Below are 20,237 nucleotides of genomic sequence, written 5' to 3' on the forward strand. Positions count from 1 at the left end.
ACGATATGGCACAGATTAGACTCGACAATATCAGGAAGAGCTTCGGCGCTCTCGAAGTCATCAAGGGCGTCACCATGGATATCCGCAAGGGTGAATTCATGGTCTTCGTCGGCCCGTCCGGCTGCGGCAAGTCAACGCTTCTGCGGCTGATCTCCGGCCTGGAGGATATCTCGGAGGGCACGCTCTCCTTCGATGGCCAGGCGGTGAACCAGCTCTCGCCCTCCAAGCGCGGCATCGCCATGGTCTTCCAGTCCTACGCGCTCTATCCGCACATGACCGTCTTCGACAACATGGCCTTCGGCATGAAACTGTCGGGCCGCACCAAGGAAGAGTGCAAGGCCCGCGTCGAGCAGGCAGCCGGCATGCTGCAGCTCTCGCCCTATCTGGAGCGCCTGCCCCGCCAGCTTTCCGGCGGCCAGCGCCAGCGCGTCGCGATCGGCCGCGCCATCGTCCGCGACCCCAAGGTCTTCCTCTTCGACGAGCCGCTGTCGAACCTGGACGCGGCACTGCGCGTCGCGACACGGCTTGAGATCGCCAAGCTTCACCGCAGCATGCACGACACGACGATGATCTACGTCACCCACGACCAGGTCGAGGCGATGACGCTCGCCGACCGCATCTGCGTGCTGCGCGATGGCGTCGTTGAGCAGATCGGCACGCCGCTGGAGCTCTACGAGACCCCGAATTCCATCTTCGTCGCCGGCTTCATCGGCTCGCCGAAGATGAACTTCCTGACCGGCGAACACGCAAGCCCCTACGACGCCCACACCATCGGCGTGCGCGCCGAACACATCGAGATCACCAATCACGAGCCCGCCTGGAAGGGCACGGTGATCCACTCCGAAATCCTCGGTTCCGACAGCTTCGTCTATCTCGACATCGGCACGCCAGAACCGCTGGTCGTTCGCGAAACCGGCGTTTCGCGCCACCAGCCCGGCGACAATCTCGGCGTCTCGCCTGTTGCCGGCGCCATCCACCGTTTCGATCCATCCGGACGCGCGCTCGAAAGGATCCCCTTGAAGGGCGCCGCCTGAAACCAACCCAAACAACCGGATCCCGGCCGCTTCCCAACGGTTTCGATCCACCACGCGCATGAAGGAGCATGACTTTGGCTATTCGCACCATCGTATGGGGTGAAAACATCCATGAAAACACCAACGAGATCGTCCGCGGCATCTATCCCGACGGCATGCACACGACGATCGCCAACGCGCTGAACACCGATCCAGCAATCAGCGCCACGACCGCCACGCTGCAGGAGCCGGAACACGGCCTCACCGAAGCGCGGCTTGCCGAAACCGACGTGCTCACCTGGTGGGGCCACAAGGATCACGGCGCCGTCTCCGACGTCGTCGTCGAGCGCGTGGCCAAGCGCGTATGGGAAGGCATGGGCCTGCTCGTTCTGCATTCCGGCCACTTCTCGAAGATCTTCAAGCGCCTGATGGGCACGCCCTGCGCTCTGAAGTGGCGCGAGGCCGGCGAGCGCGAGCGTCTGTGGACGATCAACCAGCGCCATCCGATCGCAGCCGGCATCGGCGAGAACTTCGTGCTGGAGAACGAAGAGATGTACGGCGAGCAGTTCTCCGTTCCCGAGCCGCTCGAAACCGTCTTCATCTCCTGGTTCCAGGGCGGCGAAGTCTTCCGCTCCGGCCTGACCTGGCGCCGCGGCGCCGGCAACATCTTCTACTTCCGCCCCGGCCACGAGACCTATCCGACCTACCACGACGCCAACGTCCAGAAGGTGCTGATCAACGGCGTCAAATGGGCTTATAATCCGCAAGGCGACCTGAAGAGCATCACCGATGCCCCGAATGTCCCGGTGGAGAAGGCGCTGGAGCCGATCACCGAACGCGGCCCGAGACTGCACCAGGCCGGCGAAGCCGGTTACCGCTGAGGAGAACAGCAATGCGTCTACTCGTTCTTGGCACGGGCGTCATGGCCAAAAACCAGGTCGCCAATTTTCTGGCCATCGATGGCGTCGAGGTTGTCGGCGCCGTCGATACCGATCTCGCACGGCTGACCGAATTCGCCGATCACTTCCACATCGAAAAGCGCTTCCGCACGTTGGAAGAAGCAATCGAATGGGGCGAATTCGACAGCGCCACCAACGTCACGCCTGACCGCATCCACTACGCGACCAGCCTGGCGCTGATCGCGGCCGGCAAGCATGTCTTCTGCGAAAAGCCGCTGGCCGAACACTACGACCACGCGCTGGAGATGACGGAGGCGGCGGAAGCCGCCGGCGTCATCAACATGGTCAACCTCACCTACCGCAACGTCGCGCCGCTTCAGCGTGCCCGCGAGATGGTGCTGGCCGGTGAACTCGGCACCATCAGGCACGTCGAAGCGTCCTATCTCCAGAGCTGGCTCGTCTCCCGCGCCTGGGGCGACTGGCGGACGGAATCGCGCTGGCTGTGGCGTCTTTCGACCGGCCACGGCTCCAACGGCGTGCTCGGCGATGTCGGCATCCACATCCTCGACTTCGCGGCCTATGGTGCGGCGACCGATATCGACCACGTCTTCGCCCGCCTGAAAACCTTCAACAAGGCGCCGGGCGGCCAGATCGGCGAATATCTGCTGGATGCCAACGACAGCTTCACCATGTCGGTGGATTTCACCAACGGCGCTCTCGGCGTCATCCACGCCACGCGCTGGGCGACTGGCCACCTCAACGAGCTGAAGCTTCGCATCTACGGCGAAAAGGGCAGCCTCGAAGTCACCCATCGCCCCGATGGCTCGGATCTCCGCGGCTGCTTCGGCGACGACATCGAAAGCGCCACCTGGCGCGACATCGAGGTGCCGCCGGTGCTGACCAACTACCAGCGCTTCGCCGAAGCCGTGCGCACCGGCAAACAGGACGACCCGACCTTCCGCCACGCCGCCAACCTGCAGAAGGTCATCGACCTTGCGATCGTCTCCGAACGCGAACGCCGCGAGCTCAACCTCCTGGCCGCGCAAGAGCAGGACAGCGCCCCCGACAAGCGCATCCCGCCGCTGACGGTGGTGGTGTAAGGGTAGATTGATGATGCGGGGCCCGCGAAAGCGGGCCTTGCTGCCGGGGTGGCCGGCTACGGAATGTTTCGTAGTTGGCGAGCAAATTCGCATCCGAAAAATTCGGTCTTGCCGTGTAGCCCCCTCACCCTACCCTCTCCCCGAGGGGAGAGGGGGAGAGACCGCGGAGGGTGCCGCCTTTCCCTTCTCCCCTCGGGGAGAAGGTGGCCCGACGGGTCGGATGAGGGGGGCGCTGGAGCTGGTGTTTGCCACTTTTCTGCGACACAATGACATTGCTGCATCCCCTGGTTAGGACATCAAATCGGCCCGAAGCTGTTACTCGGTTGGCCAGTATTTCGGGTGCTGTTGAAAGAAGGATTGCGATTTCGCCTGTCCGTCGCGATCTCTCCAACCCCACTCGATTTCCTTTGCCACGACTCCTATCGAGATATTCTGCATCGGATCCCCACCAACATCAGCCTCAATCTTCCCTACACATCCTCAGCAGTCACCTCCGCAATCGCCGGAAAGCGGGTCTCCCTTAACATCGAGAATTCGGTCACACAGTCCGCAGCGTCCAATCATACCAGTCGAATTCCGTTCTTGGTGTCCACTTGATCATAATGAAGGGATACATGGTCGCCAACCATAGCCAAGCGCAAGCCCTGACCTACTTTGTCCGCATCCCCAACGCGGAGGATGAAACGTGGCGATCTACGACGATCAGACCGACGCCGAAAAGGCGCGTTGGTATTCCAACGGCGCGAAGTTCTATGTCGAAGGTCGCCCCCGCTACCCAGCGCCCCTGATAACAGCGGCGGCAGCGGTCGCGGAATGGCAACCGCAGAGCCGCATCCTTGAAATCGGCAGCGGCCCCGGCACCGCTACCCAGGACTTCGCCACCTTGGGAGGCCGATTTACCTGCGTCGAACCGAACCCCGACTTCGTCGCCATTGCCCGCGACGTTCTGGCCCCTTTCCCGAATATCACCTTTCAGACGAGCACGCTGGAACAGGTCGATCTCGCCGGTCCGTTCGATATCGTTCTCGCGGCATCCTCGTTTCACTGGGTCGATCAGAAGCGCGGTGTCCAGCGGATCGAGGAATTGCTCGCGCCGCATGGATTTGTCGTGCTGCTGTGGAACAAGGAACCCCAGCCCGTCGCACAGCAGGCCAAGGCCGTGGACGAGGCATTCCAGCGCTCCGGTTATCCGCAGCCGATCGAGAGGCAATCCCGCGACGAGATCGCTCAGGTGTTTTGGGGACTGGCCAAGCCGCCAATGACGCCAGCTTTTACCGAGAGGCTCTTCTGCCATGTCGAGACAGCCGAGGACTACAGTGTCGAGCGCTTCGTCGCCCTTCATCGCAGCCTCTCGCCCTTTCTGGCTTTGGCTCCAGAAAAGCAGCCAGAGATAGCCAAAGCGCTGATCGAAAACCTCAGCACCTTGGTGGGCCCGACGATCCGGACAACCCGCATATCCGCAGCCCATATCTTCCAGCGATCGGGACGGCGTTAGAAAACGTCGCCGATAGCCTGATATGGCCGAGCGTCGGCGGCCGATAGTGGTCGTGCTTGTATCAGACAGCATCAGCCGCCGACGGCATCGCTCACGCATTTCTTGGTGTAGGCGGTCTTCGCGGCACCAGCCAGCGCCTTGCCGTTCTTGTCCTTGGCGGACATGTCGCAGGCGGCGGCGGCATCCTTCTGGCACTTGTTCATCGACGACGTCAGCGCAGCACCTGCCAGCGGCTTGCCGTTCTTGTCGACTGCCTTGGAGGCGCATGTGTCGGCGGCATGTGCCGTCGCGGCCGACAGGATCAAGGCTGCTGCAATGAGAACCGTTTTCATCGTCTATTCCTCCCACAATTTGCCGTTATCAGCATCGAAAACGCCACCTGATGTTGAGCCATCAGGTGCAGCTATCTAGCGGAATCTTATAGGCTATTTTGGGGCAGTTGCACAACGAGGATCACGCCGGCGGCACTTCGCGTTAGCCGTCAGCCTCGTCCGTCTTCGGCGCGGCGCTGAAGAGGTTTTTCAAGGCGCTGGTCTTTGTCTTCTGCGCCTTGCTGAGCTTCAACGCGCGGTTGGCGGCCTTGGCTTGCTCCAGCATCATCTCGATCTGGATCTGCTGGATTTCGGTCAGCCGCTCCCACTGTCGGTTCAGAAGATGGTCGACCTTTTCGTGCAGGTGGCGGATTTCCAGTTCGGCCTTGAGGTTGACCTTGTAGTCGTTCAGCGCACGCAGGCGATCCTTCGATTCCTGGCGGCGCTGGCTCATCATGATGATCGGCGCCTGCAGTGCGGCGATGGTCGAGAGGATGAGGTTGAGCAGGATGAAGGGATAGGCATCGAAGGCCTGCCGCTCGCCCATCAGCAGATTGATGCCCATCCAGACGGCGAGGAACAGGCAGAAGGAGATGATGAAGGTCCAGCTCCCGCCGAAAGTGGCGACGACATCGGCCACGCGGTCGCCGATCGAGCGGTGCTCCTCGTAATCCTCTTCGATGTTTTCGGCCAGCGTATCGTGACTCCTGAGGCTCTCAACGACCTCGTCCTCGAGGTTGGAGAGCTCGCCGCGTTCGTCGCGCAACAATTCGGCGATATACTGGCCGCGATAATCGTCGACGACCTTGCGATTGATATAATCGTCCGAGTGCAGCCCCGGATGCTTCTGCCGCATGAACTCGGCCAGCGCAGGGCGCAGATCGTCGAAGTGGATGGCGTCCTTCTTCTTGAGCGCAGCGCCGGTGATCGCATCGACGAGGCGCACGGACTTCGCCTTGGCGCGCTCCAGACTGTCGCTGTAGTCCTTCATCTCGACGGTGGCGGTCTCGCCGTGCCCGGCATCGAAATCCACGATCCCACCCGCGAACTCAAGCGACTTCTCTTCTGCCATCCCGACGATCCTCTGTGCCGATTTCTGCGCTCTAAACATCAAATCGAACAGGATTGTGACATTGCTTGGCGATCCGGGCGAGGCCATTTGTGGGGGCGGTGTGAAAGACCGACGGCACTCACGGCGTGACAACGCAAGCGCCTGCTAAACCAACCCAACGGCAGACTTTCGCCAGTCCCGATTAACGGCATCAAAAGCTTTCCGCCCTAGGCTAAAGCCATGACTTCGAGTGGATTTCGAAATAGCCTTCCGGCGGCCCTTCTGTTCATGGTGATGCTGCTGCAATTCAGCGCCGCATCGGCTGCCCCGGCGGATTCTTTCGAGACACGCAGTTCCTGCTGGGCATCCGCCAGCCTGTCTGAAGACGTGGTCGCGATCGCCAGGAACCAGGATCGATGGTCTTGCGGCGACCAAGCCCGCTCCATCGATGCCGAGCGCGTGCTGCTTCGCTTCGACATCAAAGCCGACCAACCTCCTCCCCACTACCTGCTCTCCAGGCGCGCGGCACTTCAGGCGATCCATCTGCTCGCAATCGATCGCGATGGCACGCTGCGCCAGAACAGCATTCCCGCAGCCGCACTCGCAAGCTCCATGGCCGGCGGCTACTTCAAGGTGCCCCTGCCCGATGTGACCAACGAGACGCGGCAGGTGATCGCCGCGATCGACCTCCCAAGCCACCGGATGACGCTGGAGCGCGCCTATCTCGCCTCGACGGATGCAGCCGGCGGCATCGGCGACATGCGCTTGATGCACGTGTTGGCCGGGCTTGCAGGCATGCTCGTCATGCCCCTGATCTTCAATGCAGCCTTCTACCGGGCGCTGCGCGAACCCTTCGTTCTCTGGCACTCGGCGCTGACATTCTCGCTGCTGATGACCATTCTGGTAACGTCAGGCTTGGCGGTCATGCTGTTTGATCCGCCGGCGATGACCTTGAGCTGGATGACGACGGTGATCTTCGGCATGACCATCGCATCGGGAGCGATGTTCACCTATAGCTTCGTCGAGCCCGGCCTGATGCATCCGCTGCTGCGCCGCGTACTCCCCTATTGCGCGGCATGGGCGATAGCGCTGAGCCTGCTTCACGCGGCCTTCCCGTTCGTCGCCCGCTCCATTCAGTCGAGCGCCTATACGGCCGCCTTCGCGCCGGTGCTTGCGATCTTCATCCTGTCGATGATCGATGCGCTGCGTCGCGGAAGCCGCGCCGCCCGGTTTCAGGCGGTGGGTTATGCGCCGATGGTCGTGGTCGGCTTGATCCGTCTGGTGACTGGTATCGTTCCTTGGCTGCACAGCACCGATGCCACGCTGCTCTTCTATATCGGCTGCATGTGCGAGGTCGTGTTCACGACGCTTGGCGTGGCCGAGCGCTTCGTCACCATGAAGCGCGAGCGCGACGGCGCCCGCAATGACGCCGAATTGCTCGAACGCCTGTCCGAAACGGACCCGCTGACGGGATTGCTGAACCGCCGGGCGATCGAACAACAATTCGAGCAGCTCCGAGCCAAAGGCTTCGTGGCCCTTGCCGTTATCGACATCGATCATTTCAAGGCGATCAACGACATCAACGGCCACAGCGTCGGCGACGAGGTGCTGAAGGCCGTCGCCAAGGCGCTCCAGCCCGGCCCGATCGTTCGCGCCTACCGCCTCGGCGGCGAGGAATTCGTGCTTCTCCTCCGCGGCGAGGACGCCGACACCCAGGCGGAATTGCGCCGCCAGGCAATCCCCGCCATCGTCGCCCGCACGGTGCCCGGCCTCAAGCGGCCGGTGACGGCAAGCATGGGCGTGACTGGCATCGTCGGTGAAGAGGATTTCGCGACCCTCTACGAACGGGCTGACAAGCTGCTCTACGAAGCCAAGAGCGCGGGCCGCAATCGAACCCGCGGCGTGATCAACAACACGCCAGCGCTGCGAGACTTTCCGGATGATCGGGCGATGATCGCCTAGATCAACGCGCCCTTTGTGTCAGGTCACGAACGGCATGATATCCACGCCATCGCCGGGAAAGACGGTGATGTGGGGATGATCGAGGAAAAGCCGTGCCGCGGCCTCGGCATTCTCCGCCTCAACCACCAGATAGCCGCAGAGCGCATTGGAAGCCGCCGCAATCCCGTCCTTGCTAACCCGCGTCGTCTTCCCCACCATGCCGCCGCGATCGAGAATAACCGCAGCATTCCGCTCCTCCCATGCCATCCACAGCGGCACACCTTTGGCGTCGATGGCGTCTTGCTCGGCTTTCGGAAGACGCCGGAAAGCGTCGAAATCCTCGTGTTTCATGGTGTAGACGGCAAGAAATCGGGACATGGGAGACCTCTGTGATGACGCGTCGTGTGCTGGAACATAGCATACCGCTGTGAGGTGCCTAAAGAGAGGTTTTGCCGTGCGTTGCCCCCCTCTGCCCTGCCGGGCATCTCCCCCACAGGTGGGGAGATTGGCCGGGTGTAACCGCTCGCTCCACTCTCATTGTTTGGCTGAGAGCAGGCTACGAGTCGATCTCCCCCCTTGTGGGGGAGATGTCCGGCAGGACAGAGGGGGGTATCCCACGGCACGACGTTCGATCTCAGAAGCCCCACCCAGGGCAACCCTAGCGCAACCGCTCCACCAACCGCCCGATCGACACCGCATCCGCATTGGCAAACGCCAACCGCAAGTACCGCTCCTGCCCCACCCCGAAATAGCTCCCCGGCAGGCAAACCACACCAGCCTCCTTGGCCAGCCGCTCGGCAACCTCGGACGAACTCAAATCCTCGAACGGATGGCGAATAAAGGCGAAGTAAGCACCAAGCGCACCGATCTCCCAGCCGGGCAACTCCGCCATCACCGCCCGCAGCGCATCGGCCCGCCGGGCAATCTCCAGCCGGTTCGCGGCCCGCCAGTCGGCCAGAACGGGCATCGCCTCGGCAACCGCCACCTGCGCAGCCCTCGGCGCGCAGATCTGCATGTTGTCCATCACCTTGACGATCTCGGCGATGACACGTTCCCCGGCGGTGATCGCGCCCAGCCGGTGGCCGGGAATGCAGAAGGATTTGGAGAAGCTGTAGAGCAGGATCAGCGTCTCCTCCCAGCCGGGGATCGCAAGCAGCGGATGCGGCGCGCCGTAGTTCTCCGGCAGGAAGTCGCGGTAGGTCTCGTCGACGATCAGCCACGCCCCATGGCTGCGGCAGAGATCGAACAGCGCGCGCAACAGCTCCGGCGGATAGACCGCGCCCGTCGGATTGTTCGGCGTCACGATCGCCAGCACCTTGGCGCCCGAGGCGAGCGCCTTCTCAGCCGAGGCGATGTCGGGCAGGAAGCCGTTATCGGCATCGCATTCGACCAGCACCCTGTTGATGCCAAGCATCGACAGGGTGGTTTCCTGGTTGAAATAGAAGGGATTGGTCAGCGCCACGCTGTCTCCGGCCCGGGCAAGCGCGATGGCGGCTGCCATGAAGGCCTGGTTGCAGCCGGCGGTGATCTGGACGTTATGGGCAGCGACCGGTGCGCCATAGACGTCGGACATCTGCCGGGCATAGGCTTCGCGCAACACGCTTTCGCCTTCGATCGGCCCGTAGCCTGTTGTCGCGGGCGAGGCCGCCGCCTCGCCCAGCAGCCGCAGCATCTCGGGATGCGCGGGATAGCCCGGAACCGCCTGCGAGAGATCGACCAGCGGCCCATGGGCGCCCTTGTACTCGCGTGCCCAGGCAAGCACCGATGGGATGGGCGGCGGGGACAGGCGGGAGACGAGGAGATTGGCTTCAGCGGCGGGCATGGAGGCTCTCAAATCAATGATGGAAACCATCACTCCTGCACAAAACACCCCGCCTCGGCAACACGCATTCGCAGGGCGCGAGGGCCAGTGCCGTCAGGAACCGCAGCAGGCCTTGAGCTTGGCGAGCTTGGGCACTTCGATATGCCTGTTGGCGACGATGGAAATGACGCCTTCGCTCTTCAGCTTCGACATCTGCCGCGACACGGTCTCGATCGTCAGGCCGAGAAAATCGGCGATATCAGCACGCGATAGCGGCAGGTCGAAGCGGCGACTGTCGCCGGCAGCCTCGGGATCGAGATGAGTCGCGATCAGAAACAGGAAACTCGCGACCTTTTCCGCCGCCGTCTTGCGCCCCAGAGTCACCATCCAGTCCCGCGCTTCGTCGAGCTCGCGCATCGTCTGGTCCATCAACCTTTCAGCGAGCGCCGGCGTGCTCTTGACCAGCCGCTCCATGGCGGCCTTCGGGACGCGGCAGAGATGAACGTCTGACGCGGCCTCCGCCGAGACGCCGTTTTCGTTGGCATGCAACCTGCCGAGGAAATCGGGAGCGAACTGCAGACCGACGATCTGCTGGCGTCCGTCCTCAAGCGTCTTCGTCAGCTTCACCACGCCGCTGATGACGGTGGCGTAGGATTCGACCGGCATCTTTTCACCGGCCAGCTCCTCGCCGGCGTGGTGCGTGACCAGCCGCGTATGGGCGGAAAGAGACAGCAATTCGTCGCCCGTCAGCGCGCCACACATACCCTTGTGGCGGACCTCGCAGCTTACGCAACGTATTGGAATATTAGAATTATGTATATCTTTTCGCATACAACCAGCTCCGCCGGGAGCATAGCCAAGCCCGTCGTCGGAGAACAGCGTTTTCTTGATCGAGATCAAGGCAGTCATCGAAAACCCCCGTTATTTCGGTCCTTGAAAGGACACGCTCATGAACGCCGATCTCATCGCCCGCTATTCCGCCCCCGTACCTCGCTACACCAGCTATCCGACCGCGCCGCACTTCCACGAGGGCGTTGGCGAGATGGATTACCGGCAGTGGCTCGAAGCAAATTCACAAGGCGCACTATCGCTTTACGTGCATATTCCGTTCTGCGACCGGCTCTGTTTCTACTGCGGTTGCCATACCAAGCAGGTGCGCCGCTACGACCCCATCGCGACCTACCTGGAGGCCTTGAATAGCGAGATCGAGCTCGTTGCGACATATCTCCCGCTACGGCGAAAGGTCGCAGCCATCCATTTCGGCGGCGGATCGCCGACGATCGTAAGCCCCGACGACCTCATGCGCCTGCGCACCACGCTCGACGCCAATTTCGACATCGGCCCGGATTGCGAGATCAGCGTCGAAATCGACCCGACCCATGTCGATGCCGAAAAGCTGAAGGCATGGCGCGATTTCGGCATGACGCGGGCAAGCGTCGGCGTGCAGGATTTCGAGCCGATCGTTCAGACAGCGATCAACCGGCCGCAGAGCTTCGAGCAGACGGCACTGGTCGTGCGAACCTTGCGCGAGCTCGGCATCGGCTCGATCAATCTCGACATCGTCTACGGCCTGCCGCATCAGGACCGCGACATGTTGCTGCGCACGATCGACCTGTCGCTGTCGATGCAGCCCGATCGCATCGCCATGTTCGGCTACGCCCACGTTCCCTGGGTCAAGAAGCACCAGTCGGTGATCGATACCGCGACCCTTGCCGGCCCCGCCGACCGCTTCGCGATGGCCGCGGCGGGCGCTAGCGCCATCCTTGCGGCAGGCTATGATGCCGTCGGCATCGACCACTTCGCAAAGCCCGACGACAGCATGGCCCGCCAGCTGCGTGACGGCGAACTCCGGCGCAACTTCCAGGGCTACACGACCGATGGCGCCGACACGCTCATCGGCCTTGGCGCTTCCTCGATCGGCAAGCTGCCGCAAGGCTATGTCCAGAACATCGTCGCAACAGGACAATATTGCCGGGCGATCTCGGAAGGTCGCCTTCCCGTCGCCCGGGGGTTCGCGCTCTCGGATGCCGACCGCGCCAGCGCGCAGGCGATCGAAGAGCTGATGTGCCAGTATGCCTTCTCGGTCACCGAGCTGCGCGCCCGTTTTGGCAAGGCTGCCGACGACGCCTGCGACGACGCCCTGCACGCGAGCTTCAACGAGGATGGCTTCGTGTCCTTCGACGGCGACAGGTTCGCGATTACAGATGAAGGCCGCCCCTTCGTGCGCACCATAGCCGCCAAGTTCGATCGCTACCTCGCGCAGGGCAAGGCCAAACATTCCTCCGCCATTTGATCTGAATCAATAAACCCGGGCGAAAAGCTGACTATCGTCAAATCCGGCGCCAATTGCAGCAGCCCCGGCCTGCCGATTGTCAGCCACGCACTGCGCACTGTGATTTCAGAAATTTCTGAAATCACAGTCATAACGGAAACCTGACCATGAACCTTGCGCCGCTCGTCCAATCCTTCGTCCTGCACTTCGGTGAGATGGGCTCGCGCTGGGGCATCAACAGGACGGTGAGCCAGATCTACGCGCTGCTCTACGTCTCCTCGCAACCGCTCTGCGCCGAGGAGATCGCCGACGCGCTCGGCATCTCGCGCTCGAACGTCTCGATGAGCCTGCGCGAACTGCAGACCTGGAACCTCGTGCTGCTCAGGCACCGGCCGGACGACCGCCGCGACTTCTTCACCACGCCCGACGATGTCTGGCTGATCCTGCGCACGCTCGCCGAAGAGCGCAAGAAGCGCGAGGTCGATCCGACGCTCTCGGTGCTGCGCGAAATCCTGATGCAGCGGCCGGCGAGCGAGGCCGAGCGTCATGCACAGGAACGCATGAGTGAAATGCATGCGCTGATTGAACAGCTGACACATTGGTATGACGATGTGAAACAACTTGAAACAGAAAGGCTTGCAACGCTACTCTCGCTAGGCGCGAAAGTGACGAAGCTGCTCGAGGCCAAGGACCGGGTCATATCGCTCGGCCGTGGCCGCCGTCCCAATCCTGCGAACAAGAGTTAGCGCCATGACCAGTGCCTTTCTCGATGCCAAGCAAGACAAGGCCCGCGACGGACGGCGCAAGCGCGCCCGCCCGCCCTCTGGTCTGCGCAGCGCGGCGCTGGTCCAGACGCTTGCCTCCCTCCTCTGGATCCCGCAGGCCGGTCTCCTCTCGATCGCGGTCGGCCGCATCGCCAATGACGGCGGGGTTGAGGCCGTCATCTGGCCGGCGATCGTCATCGGTTTCCTCGGCATCGCGAAAAGCTGTCTCGACGCGGCAGGAGGCAGCCTCGCCTTTCGCGCCGCCCGCGCCGAACTCACCCAGAGACGCGCCCGCGCGGTCGAAGCCCTTGCGCGCCGGTCACCGGTCGACAGCACCCGCCACACATCGGGCGAGGCCGCCAGCATCGTTGGCGAACAGGCCGAACTCATCGTCCCGTATCTCGCACGTTTCCAGCCGACCCGCTTCAAGGCCAGCGCCGTGCCTCTGGTTATCCTGGCATGCGTCTTCCCGATCTCTTGGATTGCAGCCCTCGTGCTGCTTTTCGCCATGCCCCTCATCCCCGTTTTCATGGCGCTGATCGGCTGGCGTGCTCAAGCCGCCAGCGAAAAGCAGCTGGCCGCGACCGGCGGCCTCAACGGCTTCCTGCTCGATCGCCTGCGCGGCCTTGCCACCATCCGCGCGCTTGATGCCGTCGATGCCACGGCAACGCGCCTTCGCGCCGATGCCGAGGACCTGAAGACCCGCACCATGGCCGTGCTGCGCATCGCCTTCCTGTCGTCGGCGGTTCTCGAGCTCTTCGCCGCGCTCGGCGTCGCCATGGTCGCCGTCTATGTCGGCTTCTCGCTGCTCGGCGAGATCCGCTTCGGTGCCTGGACAAATGGCCTCGATCTCACATCGGGCCTCTTCGTGCTGCTGCTGGCACCCGCCTTCTTCGAGCCGCTGCGCGAACTCTCGGCCGTCTGGCACGACCGCGCCTCGGGCGAAGCAGCGATGAAGGCACTCGATGCGCTGAGCGAAGACGGCATGATGCTGCCGCAGGGAGAAGCCGCTCAAGGCCCCCTTGACGCCAATATCCGCTTCCACGCCGTCGCCTTCCGCTATCCCGGCAGCGATACTTCAGCCATCGAGGACTTCGATCTCCATATCCGCGCCGGCGAACATGTCGCCCTGCTGGGCCCAAGCGGCTCGGGCAAGTCGACCCTGCTGGCACTCGCCGCCAGTCTCGCGGCCTGCGAAAGCGGCCGCGTCGAGATCGGCGGGCGACCGGCCGGTCAAGCCTCGCGGACACGGATCGCCTGGATCGGCCAGAAACCGCATATTTTCGCCGGCAGCATCACCCGCAACGTCACGCTCGGCCGCCCGCAGGTCTCCGCGCAACAGGCCGTCGCCGCACTCGACGCCGCCCAACTCGGAAGGCTCGCAAGCGCCTACCGCAACCGTCCGCTCGGCGATGGCGGAGCCGGCTTGTCGGGTGGCGAGGCGCTGCGGCTCGCCATCGCCCGCGCTGCCGTGGACCCCGAGACGCTGATCGTCCTCGCCGACGAACCGACGGCGCATCTCGATAGCGCAACGGCCGACGACATCACCGAGAGCCTGCTTGCGCTCGCCGAGGGCAAGACCTTGCTCGTCGCCACGCACGACCCGCGCCTCGCCGCCCGCATGGGCAGGACGATCCATCTCAATCCGGAACCCGCACGGGAGGCCGCCGAATGAGCGCGTCGCTGACCGATCTCAAGCCCATCCTCAAGCTCTTCATGAAGGAGAAGAAGCGCGGCCTGCTGCTGGGCGCCGTCATGTCCGCCGCGACGGCCACAGCCGGCATCGCCCTGCTTGGCCTCTCCGGCTGGTTCATCACGGCAACGGCCATCGCCGGCACCTCAGTGGCAACCGCCATCACCTTCGATGTCTTCGCCCCCTCGGCCGGCATCCGCCTGCTGGCGATCGGCCGCACCGCCTCGCGCTATGGCGAGCGGTTGACGACGCACGACGCGACGCTCGCCGTGCTCGCCGCGCTGCGCGAACGCCTGTTTCGTGGCTGGGCGCAGGCCGGTGCTGCCCGTGATCTCGCAAGACGCCCTGCCCGCCTGCTGTTTCGCCTCACCGGCGACATCGATGCGCTCGATTCTCTCTATCTCCGCGTGCTGGTACCCGCAGGCGTCGCGATCCTTGCCGCCATCGCCACAGGCATCGCACTCGGCCTGATGCATCCCCCGTTCGGCCTCTCGGCGGCACTGCTCCTCATCGTCGCCGGCCTCGGCATTCCCATTTGCGCCGGCCGCCTCGCCGCCGCCCATGCCCGGCGCCGCGCCTATGGCATCGAGGCGATGCGGGCCCGTACCATCGACCTCGTCGCCGGCCAGTCGGACCTGCTGATGGCAGGCAGGATCGAAGCGCAGACGGCAGCCATAGCCGCCGCCGACCTCTATTCGGCCAATGCCGACGACAGGCTGAACCGCATCGAGAGTAGCGTGACCTTCGGCTTCGGCATCGCCTCGACGCTCCTGCTCACCGGCGCCCTGTTGGCCGTCGCGGCCCTCGCCGGTGCCGGCACCATCACCGCACCCGTCGCCGCCCTCGGCATCCTGATTGCCTTCGCCGCCGTCGAGCCCTTCGGCGCGCTGCGTCGCGGTGCGCTGGAACTCGGACGCACGCTGTTGGCAGCAAAGCGCATTGGCCCGCGCCTGGCCAACGAGGTAGCAGCCCGCCGACACCCGGCCCCCGCCGCCGGACTGACGGTCCAACTCGCCGGCGCCAGCGCCGCTTATGCCGCAGCCGCGACGCCGGTTCTCGCCGATATCAACCTCACCCTGAGGTCGGGCGACAAGCTTGCGCTCGTCGGCGCCAGCGGTGCCGGAAAGTCGACGCTGCTCGCCCTGCTCGCCGGCGAGATCGAACCGCTCAAGGGCACGGTCGCCAACGATCCGGCCACCCTGTTGACCCAGCGCACCGAGCTCTTCCAGGACACGGTCGCCGGCAATCTGCGCCTGGCCTGTCCCAACGCTACCGAAAGCGATCTCAAGTCCGCACTCGCCGCCGCCGGCCTGCTCGCCGATATCGCCGCCCTGCCCGATGGCCTCGACACCCGCCTTGGCGAAGGCGGCATGGGCCTCTCGGGCGGCCAGTCGCGCCGCTTGGCACTCGCCCGCCTCTTCCTGCGCGACACGCCGCTCTGGCTGCTCGACGAGCCGACCGAGGGCCACGACCGCGCCACGGCACTCGATGTCATGGCCCGCCTGTCCGAGAGGGCGAATGGCCGCTCGCTTGTCATCGCCACCCATATCCGCCGTGAGGCGGAGATCGCTGATGTGATCGCCACGCTCGATGGCGCCCGCATCGCCAGCATTTCGCGCCGCGGAGAGACGGCGTTCGAAGAAGCTCTGAATCGGCTGAGACCGGACTGAGCGCGTGCATGACCGCCAGGCAATCCGGCCCGGCGGAAAATCTTCGTACCCCCATGGGGCGTGGGAGAAAGACTATGGAACTAGACATTGTCGACTTATCGCGTTTTCAATTCGCGCTGACAGCGCTCTATCACTTCCTGTTCGTACCGCTGACGCTCGGCCTCGCCGTGCTGCTCGCCATCATGGAGACCGTCTACGTCATGACCGGCCGCCAGATCTGGCGGCAGATGACGAAGTTCTGGGGCGTGCTCTTCGGCATCAACTTCGCCATCGGTGTCGCCACCGGCATCGTCATGGAATTCCAGTTCGGCATGAACTGGAGCTACTACAGCTACTATGTCGGCGACATCTTCGGCGCGCCCTTGGCGATCGAAGGTCTGATGGCCTTCTTCCTCGAGGCCACCTTCGTCGGCCTGTTCTTCTTCGGCTGGGAAAAGCTCTCCAAGGTCGGTCACCTCGTGGCGACATGGTGCGTGGCGCTCGGCTCGAACTTCTCCGCGCTCTGGATTCTCGTTGCCAACGGCTGGATGCAGAACCCGGTGGGATCAGCGCTCAACCCGCAGACCATGCGCATGGAAGTGACGAGCTTCTTCGATGTGGTCTTCAACCCGGTCGCACAGGCGAAGTTCGTCCACACGGTATCGGCCGGCTACGTCTGTGCCTCCATCTTCGTGCTCGGCGTCTCGGCCTGGTATCTGCTCAAGGGCCGGCACATCGAGATCGCCAAGCGCTCGATGACGGTCGCCGCCTCCTTCGGCCTCGCCTCCGCGCTTTCGGTCGTCGTGCTCGGTGACGAAAGCGGCTATCTCGCCACCGAAAACCAGAAGATGAAGCTCGCCGCCATCGAGGCCATGTGGGAAACGGAGCCGGCACCGGCCCCCTTCACCGCCATCGGCTTCCCTGATCAACAGGCGCGCGAGACCCATTTCGCCGTTCATATCCCCTGGGTCATGGGCCTGATCGGCACCCGCTCGCTGGATACTGTCATCCCCGGGATCAATGAGCTCGAGGAACACGCAAAGACCCGCATCCGCGAAGGCATCAAGGCCTATGACGCGCTGATGCAGATCCGCGCCGCCGGCTCGCCGGAAAAGATCACGGCGGAAACCAGGAGTGCTTTCGAGGATCTCGGTCACCAGCTCGGTTATGCCCTTCTCCTGAAGCGCTATGTCGATGATCCCCGCACCGCCACCGATCAGCAGATCGACCAGGCCGCCCGCGACACCATCCCGCATGTGCCGACCCTCTTCTGGTCGTTCCGCATCATGGTCGGGCTCGGCGTGTTCTTCATCCTGTTGACGGCGACCTTCTTCTGGCTCTCGGCCCGCCGCCGTCTCGACGCCCATCCCTGGCTGCTCCGCGTCGCCGTCCTGGCGATCCCGCTGCCCTTCATCGCCATCGAGTTCGGTTGGGTGGTTGCCGAGGTCGGACGCCAGCCCTGGATCATCGAAGGCGTGCTGCCGACAGCCGCCGCCGTCTCCAGTCTCGGCGCCAGCACCGTACTGCTGACGATCCTCGGCTTCGCGGCGCTCTACACGGTGCTGATCATCATCGAGATGACGCTGATGGTGAAGGCCATCAAGAAGGGCCCGGAACCGGACAACGAGCCGGAAGCCGAGCTGATTTCCGAAACCCTCGTTCCTGCCGCGGAGTGATCGATCATGATCCTGCACGAACTCATCGACTATGAAACCCTGCGCCTCATCTGGTGGCTGCTTCTCGGCGTCCTCCTCATCGGCTTCGCCGCCACCGATGGTTTCGACCTCGGCGTCGGCATGTTGCTCCCCTTCGTCGCCAGGACGGATACGGAGCGGCGCGTCGCCATCAACACGATCGGCCCGGTCTGGGAGGGAAACCAGGTCTGGCTGATCCTCGGCGGCGGTGCCGTCTTCGCAGCCTGGCCGCCGCTCTACGCGGTCTCCTTCTCCGGCTTCTATCTCGCGATGTTCGCCATCCTGCTTGCGCTCATCCTCAGGCCGGTCGCCTTCAAGTACCGCTCGAAGCGCGAAAGCGCCCGCTGGCGTGGGAATTGGGACCTCGCGCTCTTCATCGGCGGATTCGTTCCGTCGCTGATCTTCGGCGTCGCCGTCGGCAACGTGCTGCAGGGCGTGCCCTTCCGCTTCGATCCGGCCGACATGCGCATCTTCTATGAAGGCACCTTCATCGGCCTGCTCAACCCCTATGCCCTGCTCTGTGGTCTTTTGTCCGTTGCGATGCTCAGCATGCACGGCGCCGCGTGGCTGGTGTTGAAGTCGAGCGGTCCTGTGGCGGAGCGTGCGCGCGGCTATGGCAGCATCGCCGCCATACTCGTCATCGTGCTCTTCGCGCTCGGCGGCGTCTTTCTGGCGCTTGGTGTCAACGGCTACACGATCTCGAGCGCCATCGTCACCGACGGCCCCTCGAACCCGCTTCTGAAAACGGCGGCACATGAGGGCTCGTGGCTCGCCAATTACGGCACCTATCCCTGGATGATGATCGCCCCGGTCGCCGGCTTCGCCGGTGCCCTCGCCACCCTGATCGCCATCCGCGCCAGGCTGGAGGTTGGCACGCTGCTCTTCAGCAAGCTGTCGATCTTCGGCATCATCTCGACCGTCGGCGTCTCGATGTTCCCCTTCATCCTGCCTTCCTCGCTCGATCCGAAGTCGAGCCTGACGGTCTGGGATGCATCGTCGAGCCACCTGACGCTGTTCATCATGCTCGTCGTCACGCTGATCTTCCTGCCGATCATCCTCGCCTACACGGCCTGGGTCTACAAAGTGCTCTGGGGCAAGGTCGACGAGAAGCAGATCACCGACAAAAGCGGTCACGCATACTGAAGGAGAAATAGGATGTGGTATTTCGCATGGATCCTTGGCCTGCCGCTCGCGGCCGCCTTCGCTGTCCTCAACGCCATGTGGTACGAGCTGATCGACGATGAGGCCAAGAAGAAGAAGTCCTGAGTGACAGGATAACAAAAGAGGCTGCGCTCAATCCGGGCGCAGCCTCTTCTCGTTCACTGAAGGGAATTGACGTCAGTAACTGGCCGCGATGAAGATATCGGCCAGCGCCTCGATCCCAGCCTGATCGTCAGCATCGAAGCGCGAAGGGATCGGGCTGTCGAGATCGATGACGCCGAGGATTTCGCCATTGTGGCTGAGCGGCACAACAAGCTCCGAGCGCGAGGCAGCGTCGCAGGCGATATGGCCTGGAAAGGCATGGACGTCCTCGACGAGGATCGACTGGCCCTTAGCGACCGCCGTCCCGCAGACGCCGCGTCCGACCGCGATCCGCACGCAGGCGGTGCGCCCCTGGAACGGCCCGAGCACCAGCTCGTCCTTCGATTTCAAGAAATAGAAACCGGCCCAGTTGAGCTCCGGCATCATCTCGAACATCAGCGCCGAGGTATTGGCCGCGTTGGCGATCACATCGCGCTCGCCATGAAGCAGCCCGGTCAGCTGTTGCGCGAGCTCGCGATAGAATTCCTTCTTGTCGGCCTGATCGATCTTCGCCGTTTGAAACATGTCGGTTCACTTTCCAGTCGATGCTTGCACGCGTTGGGGCCTGATATAGCGGTCCTGATAGCGCTTGCCAATTCGCCGCCGTGCAGCCTTCGCCCGCAATCACCGCGCGAATTCACGCCGGCTCCTTTTAAATTCACAGGGGATTGAAGGAAGCGATCTTGTCCGGCGGCGATCGGGCCATATGTCCATAATATGTCGGTCGGATATCCGACGCTGGCGGCCGCCGGCGGCATCCGATCGACGAATGCAGACGCGAAAAGGCCGTGCTCGCGCACGTCTGCCTGCCATCGAACCCGCAAGGCGATGGCATCGCGCGATCGTCGGCGCAGGTATTGGCCGACAACGATAGAACCATCCATTTTCAGTTTCAGTTCGAGGTAAAGGCAATGACACCGGAAGACAGACAGGCAGTTTTCAGCCACCGCGAGATTGCCGCAGTCATAAAGGGAATAACGCTCGACGATGGCACCGACGCGCCGATCACAGGTAAGTCGTTGGGCGAAGCCATCCTCTTCGTATCGGAGGAAGCGTCTACAAACGCATCAAGCGCGCATGTGATCTACGGCGCCAACGAATCGCTGAGCTACACCGATTGCCTCAGCATCTACCGCGACTACGGCCCGGCGCTCAGACGCGGCACCAACTGAGGATATAGCCAATCATACGTGGTGGCGGATCGCCGCCACGCAGGCACAGCGTGGCGCGGCTATCACACCTTCGCTTTAAG

19 protein-coding genes are annotated in these 20,237 nt (G+C 63.3%); 13 read left to right on the top strand and 6 right to left on the bottom strand.

Annotated features, from left to right (window positions below; genetic code table 11):
- Window positions 1-5 precede the first annotated feature (5 nt).
- The 4 genes from J5286_RS14725 to J5286_RS14740 all read left to right on the top strand — a co-directional run bounded on the left by J5286_RS14725 (window position 6) and on the right by J5286_RS14740 (window position 4,507).
- A complete protein-coding gene (locus J5286_RS14725) occupies window positions 6-1,034 on the top strand; it encodes an ABC transporter ATP-binding protein (protein ID WP_209191029.1) in 1,029 nt (342 codons plus the stop codon).
- Between the two features lie 74 nt (window positions 1,035-1,108).
- Window positions 1,109-1,894 carry a ThuA domain-containing protein gene (locus tag J5286_RS14730; RefSeq protein ID WP_209191031.1) on the top strand — a complete coding sequence of 262 codons (786 nt, stop codon included), beginning with the start codon at window positions 1,109-1,111 and terminating at the stop codon, window positions 1,892-1,894.
- Between the two features lie 11 nt (window positions 1,895-1,905).
- Window positions 1,906-3,012 carry a Gfo/Idh/MocA family protein gene (locus J5286_RS14735; RefSeq protein ID WP_111562163.1) on the top strand — a complete coding sequence of 369 codons (1,107 nt, stop codon included), beginning with the start codon at window positions 1,906-1,908 and terminating at the stop codon, window positions 3,010-3,012.
- A gap of 685 nt (window positions 3,013-3,697) precedes the next feature.
- Window positions 3,698-4,507 carry a class I SAM-dependent methyltransferase gene (locus J5286_RS14740; protein WP_209191033.1) on the top strand — a complete coding sequence of 270 codons (810 nt, stop codon included), beginning with the start codon at window positions 3,698-3,700 and terminating at the stop codon, window positions 4,505-4,507.
- 71 nt (window positions 4,508-4,578) lie between these two features.
- On the opposite strand, the gene J5286_RS14745 is transcribed toward J5286_RS14740, so the two are convergent.
- Together J5286_RS14745 and J5286_RS14750 are read right to left on the bottom strand one after the other, a co-directional pair.
- A complete protein-coding gene (locus J5286_RS14745) occupies window positions 4,579-4,839 on the bottom strand; it encodes a hypothetical protein (RefSeq protein ID WP_018897481.1) in 261 nt (86 codons plus the stop codon).
- 142 nt (window positions 4,840-4,981) lie between these two features.
- On the bottom strand, window positions 4,982-5,890 hold the full coding sequence (locus J5286_RS14750; protein ID WP_209191035.1) for a DUF1003 domain-containing protein: 909 nt from the start codon (window positions 5,888-5,890) through the stop codon (window positions 4,982-4,984).
- Between the two features lie 219 nt (window positions 5,891-6,109).
- On the opposite strand from J5286_RS14750, the gene J5286_RS14755 reads away from it, so the two are divergent.
- Window positions 6,110-7,831: a GGDEF domain-containing protein gene (locus J5286_RS14755; RefSeq protein ID WP_245206078.1), complete on the top strand. Its 1,722-nt coding sequence runs from the start codon at window positions 6,110-6,112 to the stop codon at window positions 7,829-7,831.
- Window positions 7,832-7,849: 18 nt separating this feature from the next.
- Here the strand turns inward: J5286_RS14755 and J5286_RS14760 are convergent, their stop codons facing one another.
- The 3 genes from J5286_RS14760 to J5286_RS14770 form a co-directional block, all read right to left on the bottom strand.
- Window positions 7,850-8,188, bottom strand: a complete 339-nt coding sequence (locus J5286_RS14760) for a hypothetical protein (protein ID WP_209191037.1) — start codon at window positions 8,186-8,188, stop codon at window positions 7,850-7,852.
- Between the two features lie 280 nt (window positions 8,189-8,468).
- On the bottom strand, window positions 8,469-9,632 hold the full coding sequence (locus tag J5286_RS14765; RefSeq protein WP_209191039.1) for an aminotransferase: 1,164 nt from the start codon (window positions 9,630-9,632) through the stop codon (window positions 8,469-8,471).
- A gap of 93 nt (window positions 9,633-9,725) precedes the next feature.
- Window positions 9,726-10,373 carry a Crp/Fnr family transcriptional regulator gene (locus tag J5286_RS14770; protein ID WP_280638478.1) on the bottom strand — a complete coding sequence of 216 codons (648 nt, stop codon included), beginning with the start codon at window positions 10,371-10,373 and terminating at the stop codon, window positions 9,726-9,728.
- Window positions 10,374-10,560: 187 nt separating this feature from the next.
- Here J5286_RS14770 and hemN point away from each other — a divergent pair, with 187 nt between their 5' ends.
- From hemN to cydX, 7 genes are all read left to right on the top strand, one after another.
- The gene (gene hemN, locus J5286_RS14775) at window positions 10,561-11,904 is read left to right on the top strand and encodes an oxygen-independent coproporphyrinogen III oxidase (RefSeq protein WP_209191043.1); all 1,344 of its coding nucleotides are present in this window, start codon (window positions 10,561-10,563) and stop codon (window positions 11,902-11,904) included.
- A 146-nt stretch (window positions 11,905-12,050) separates the two neighbouring features.
- Complete coding sequence (locus tag J5286_RS14780; protein WP_209191045.1) at window positions 12,051-12,629, top strand: GbsR/MarR family transcriptional regulator; 579 nt, start codon at window positions 12,051-12,053, stop codon at window positions 12,627-12,629.
- A 4-nt stretch (window positions 12,630-12,633) separates the two neighbouring features.
- Complete coding sequence (gene cydD / locus J5286_RS14785) at window positions 12,634-14,322, top strand: thiol reductant ABC exporter subunit CydD (RefSeq protein ID WP_209191047.1); 1,689 nt, start codon at window positions 12,634-12,636, stop codon at window positions 14,320-14,322.
- Entirely contained in the window at window positions 14,319-16,010 is a 1,692-nt protein-coding gene (gene cydC / locus J5286_RS14790) for a thiol reductant ABC exporter subunit CydC (RefSeq protein WP_209191049.1), read from the top strand. Before cydD ends, cydC begins: the two co-directional genes overlap by 4 nt.
- Window positions 16,011-16,084: 74 nt before the next feature.
- Window positions 16,085-17,665 (top strand): cytochrome ubiquinol oxidase subunit I, encoded by a 1,581-nt coding sequence (locus tag J5286_RS14795; protein WP_209191051.1) that lies wholly within the window; start codon window positions 16,085-16,087, stop codon window positions 17,663-17,665.
- A gap of 6 nt (window positions 17,666-17,671) precedes the next feature.
- Window positions 17,672-18,826, top strand: coding sequence for a cytochrome d ubiquinol oxidase subunit II (gene cydB / locus J5286_RS14800; protein WP_209191053.1), 1,155 nt, complete (start codon window positions 17,672-17,674; stop codon window positions 18,824-18,826).
- A 12-nt stretch (window positions 18,827-18,838) separates the two neighbouring features.
- Window positions 18,839-18,949 (top strand): cytochrome bd-I oxidase subunit CydX, encoded by a 111-nt coding sequence (cydX, locus tag J5286_RS14805; RefSeq protein WP_018897469.1) that lies wholly within the window; start codon window positions 18,839-18,841, stop codon window positions 18,947-18,949.
- Window positions 18,950-19,021: 72 nt separating this feature from the next.
- Here the strand turns inward: cydX and msrC are convergent, their stop codons facing one another.
- A complete protein-coding gene (gene msrC, locus J5286_RS14810) occupies window positions 19,022-19,510 on the bottom strand; it encodes a free L-methionine (R)-S-oxide reductase MsrC (protein ID WP_209191054.1) in 489 nt (162 codons plus the stop codon).
- A 263-nt stretch (window positions 19,511-19,773) separates the two neighbouring features.
- Here msrC and J5286_RS14815 point away from each other — a divergent pair, with 263 nt between their 5' ends.
- On the top strand, window positions 19,774-20,157 hold the full coding sequence (locus tag J5286_RS14815) for a hypothetical protein (protein WP_245206081.1): 384 nt from the start codon (window positions 19,774-19,776) through the stop codon (window positions 20,155-20,157).
- Window positions 20,158-20,237: the final 80 nt, after the last annotated feature.

It is taken from the genome of Rhizobium sp. 16-488-2b, assembly GCF_017741815.1.
Taxonomy (GTDB): Bacteria; Pseudomonadota; Alphaproteobacteria; order Rhizobiales; family Rhizobiaceae; genus Rhizobium.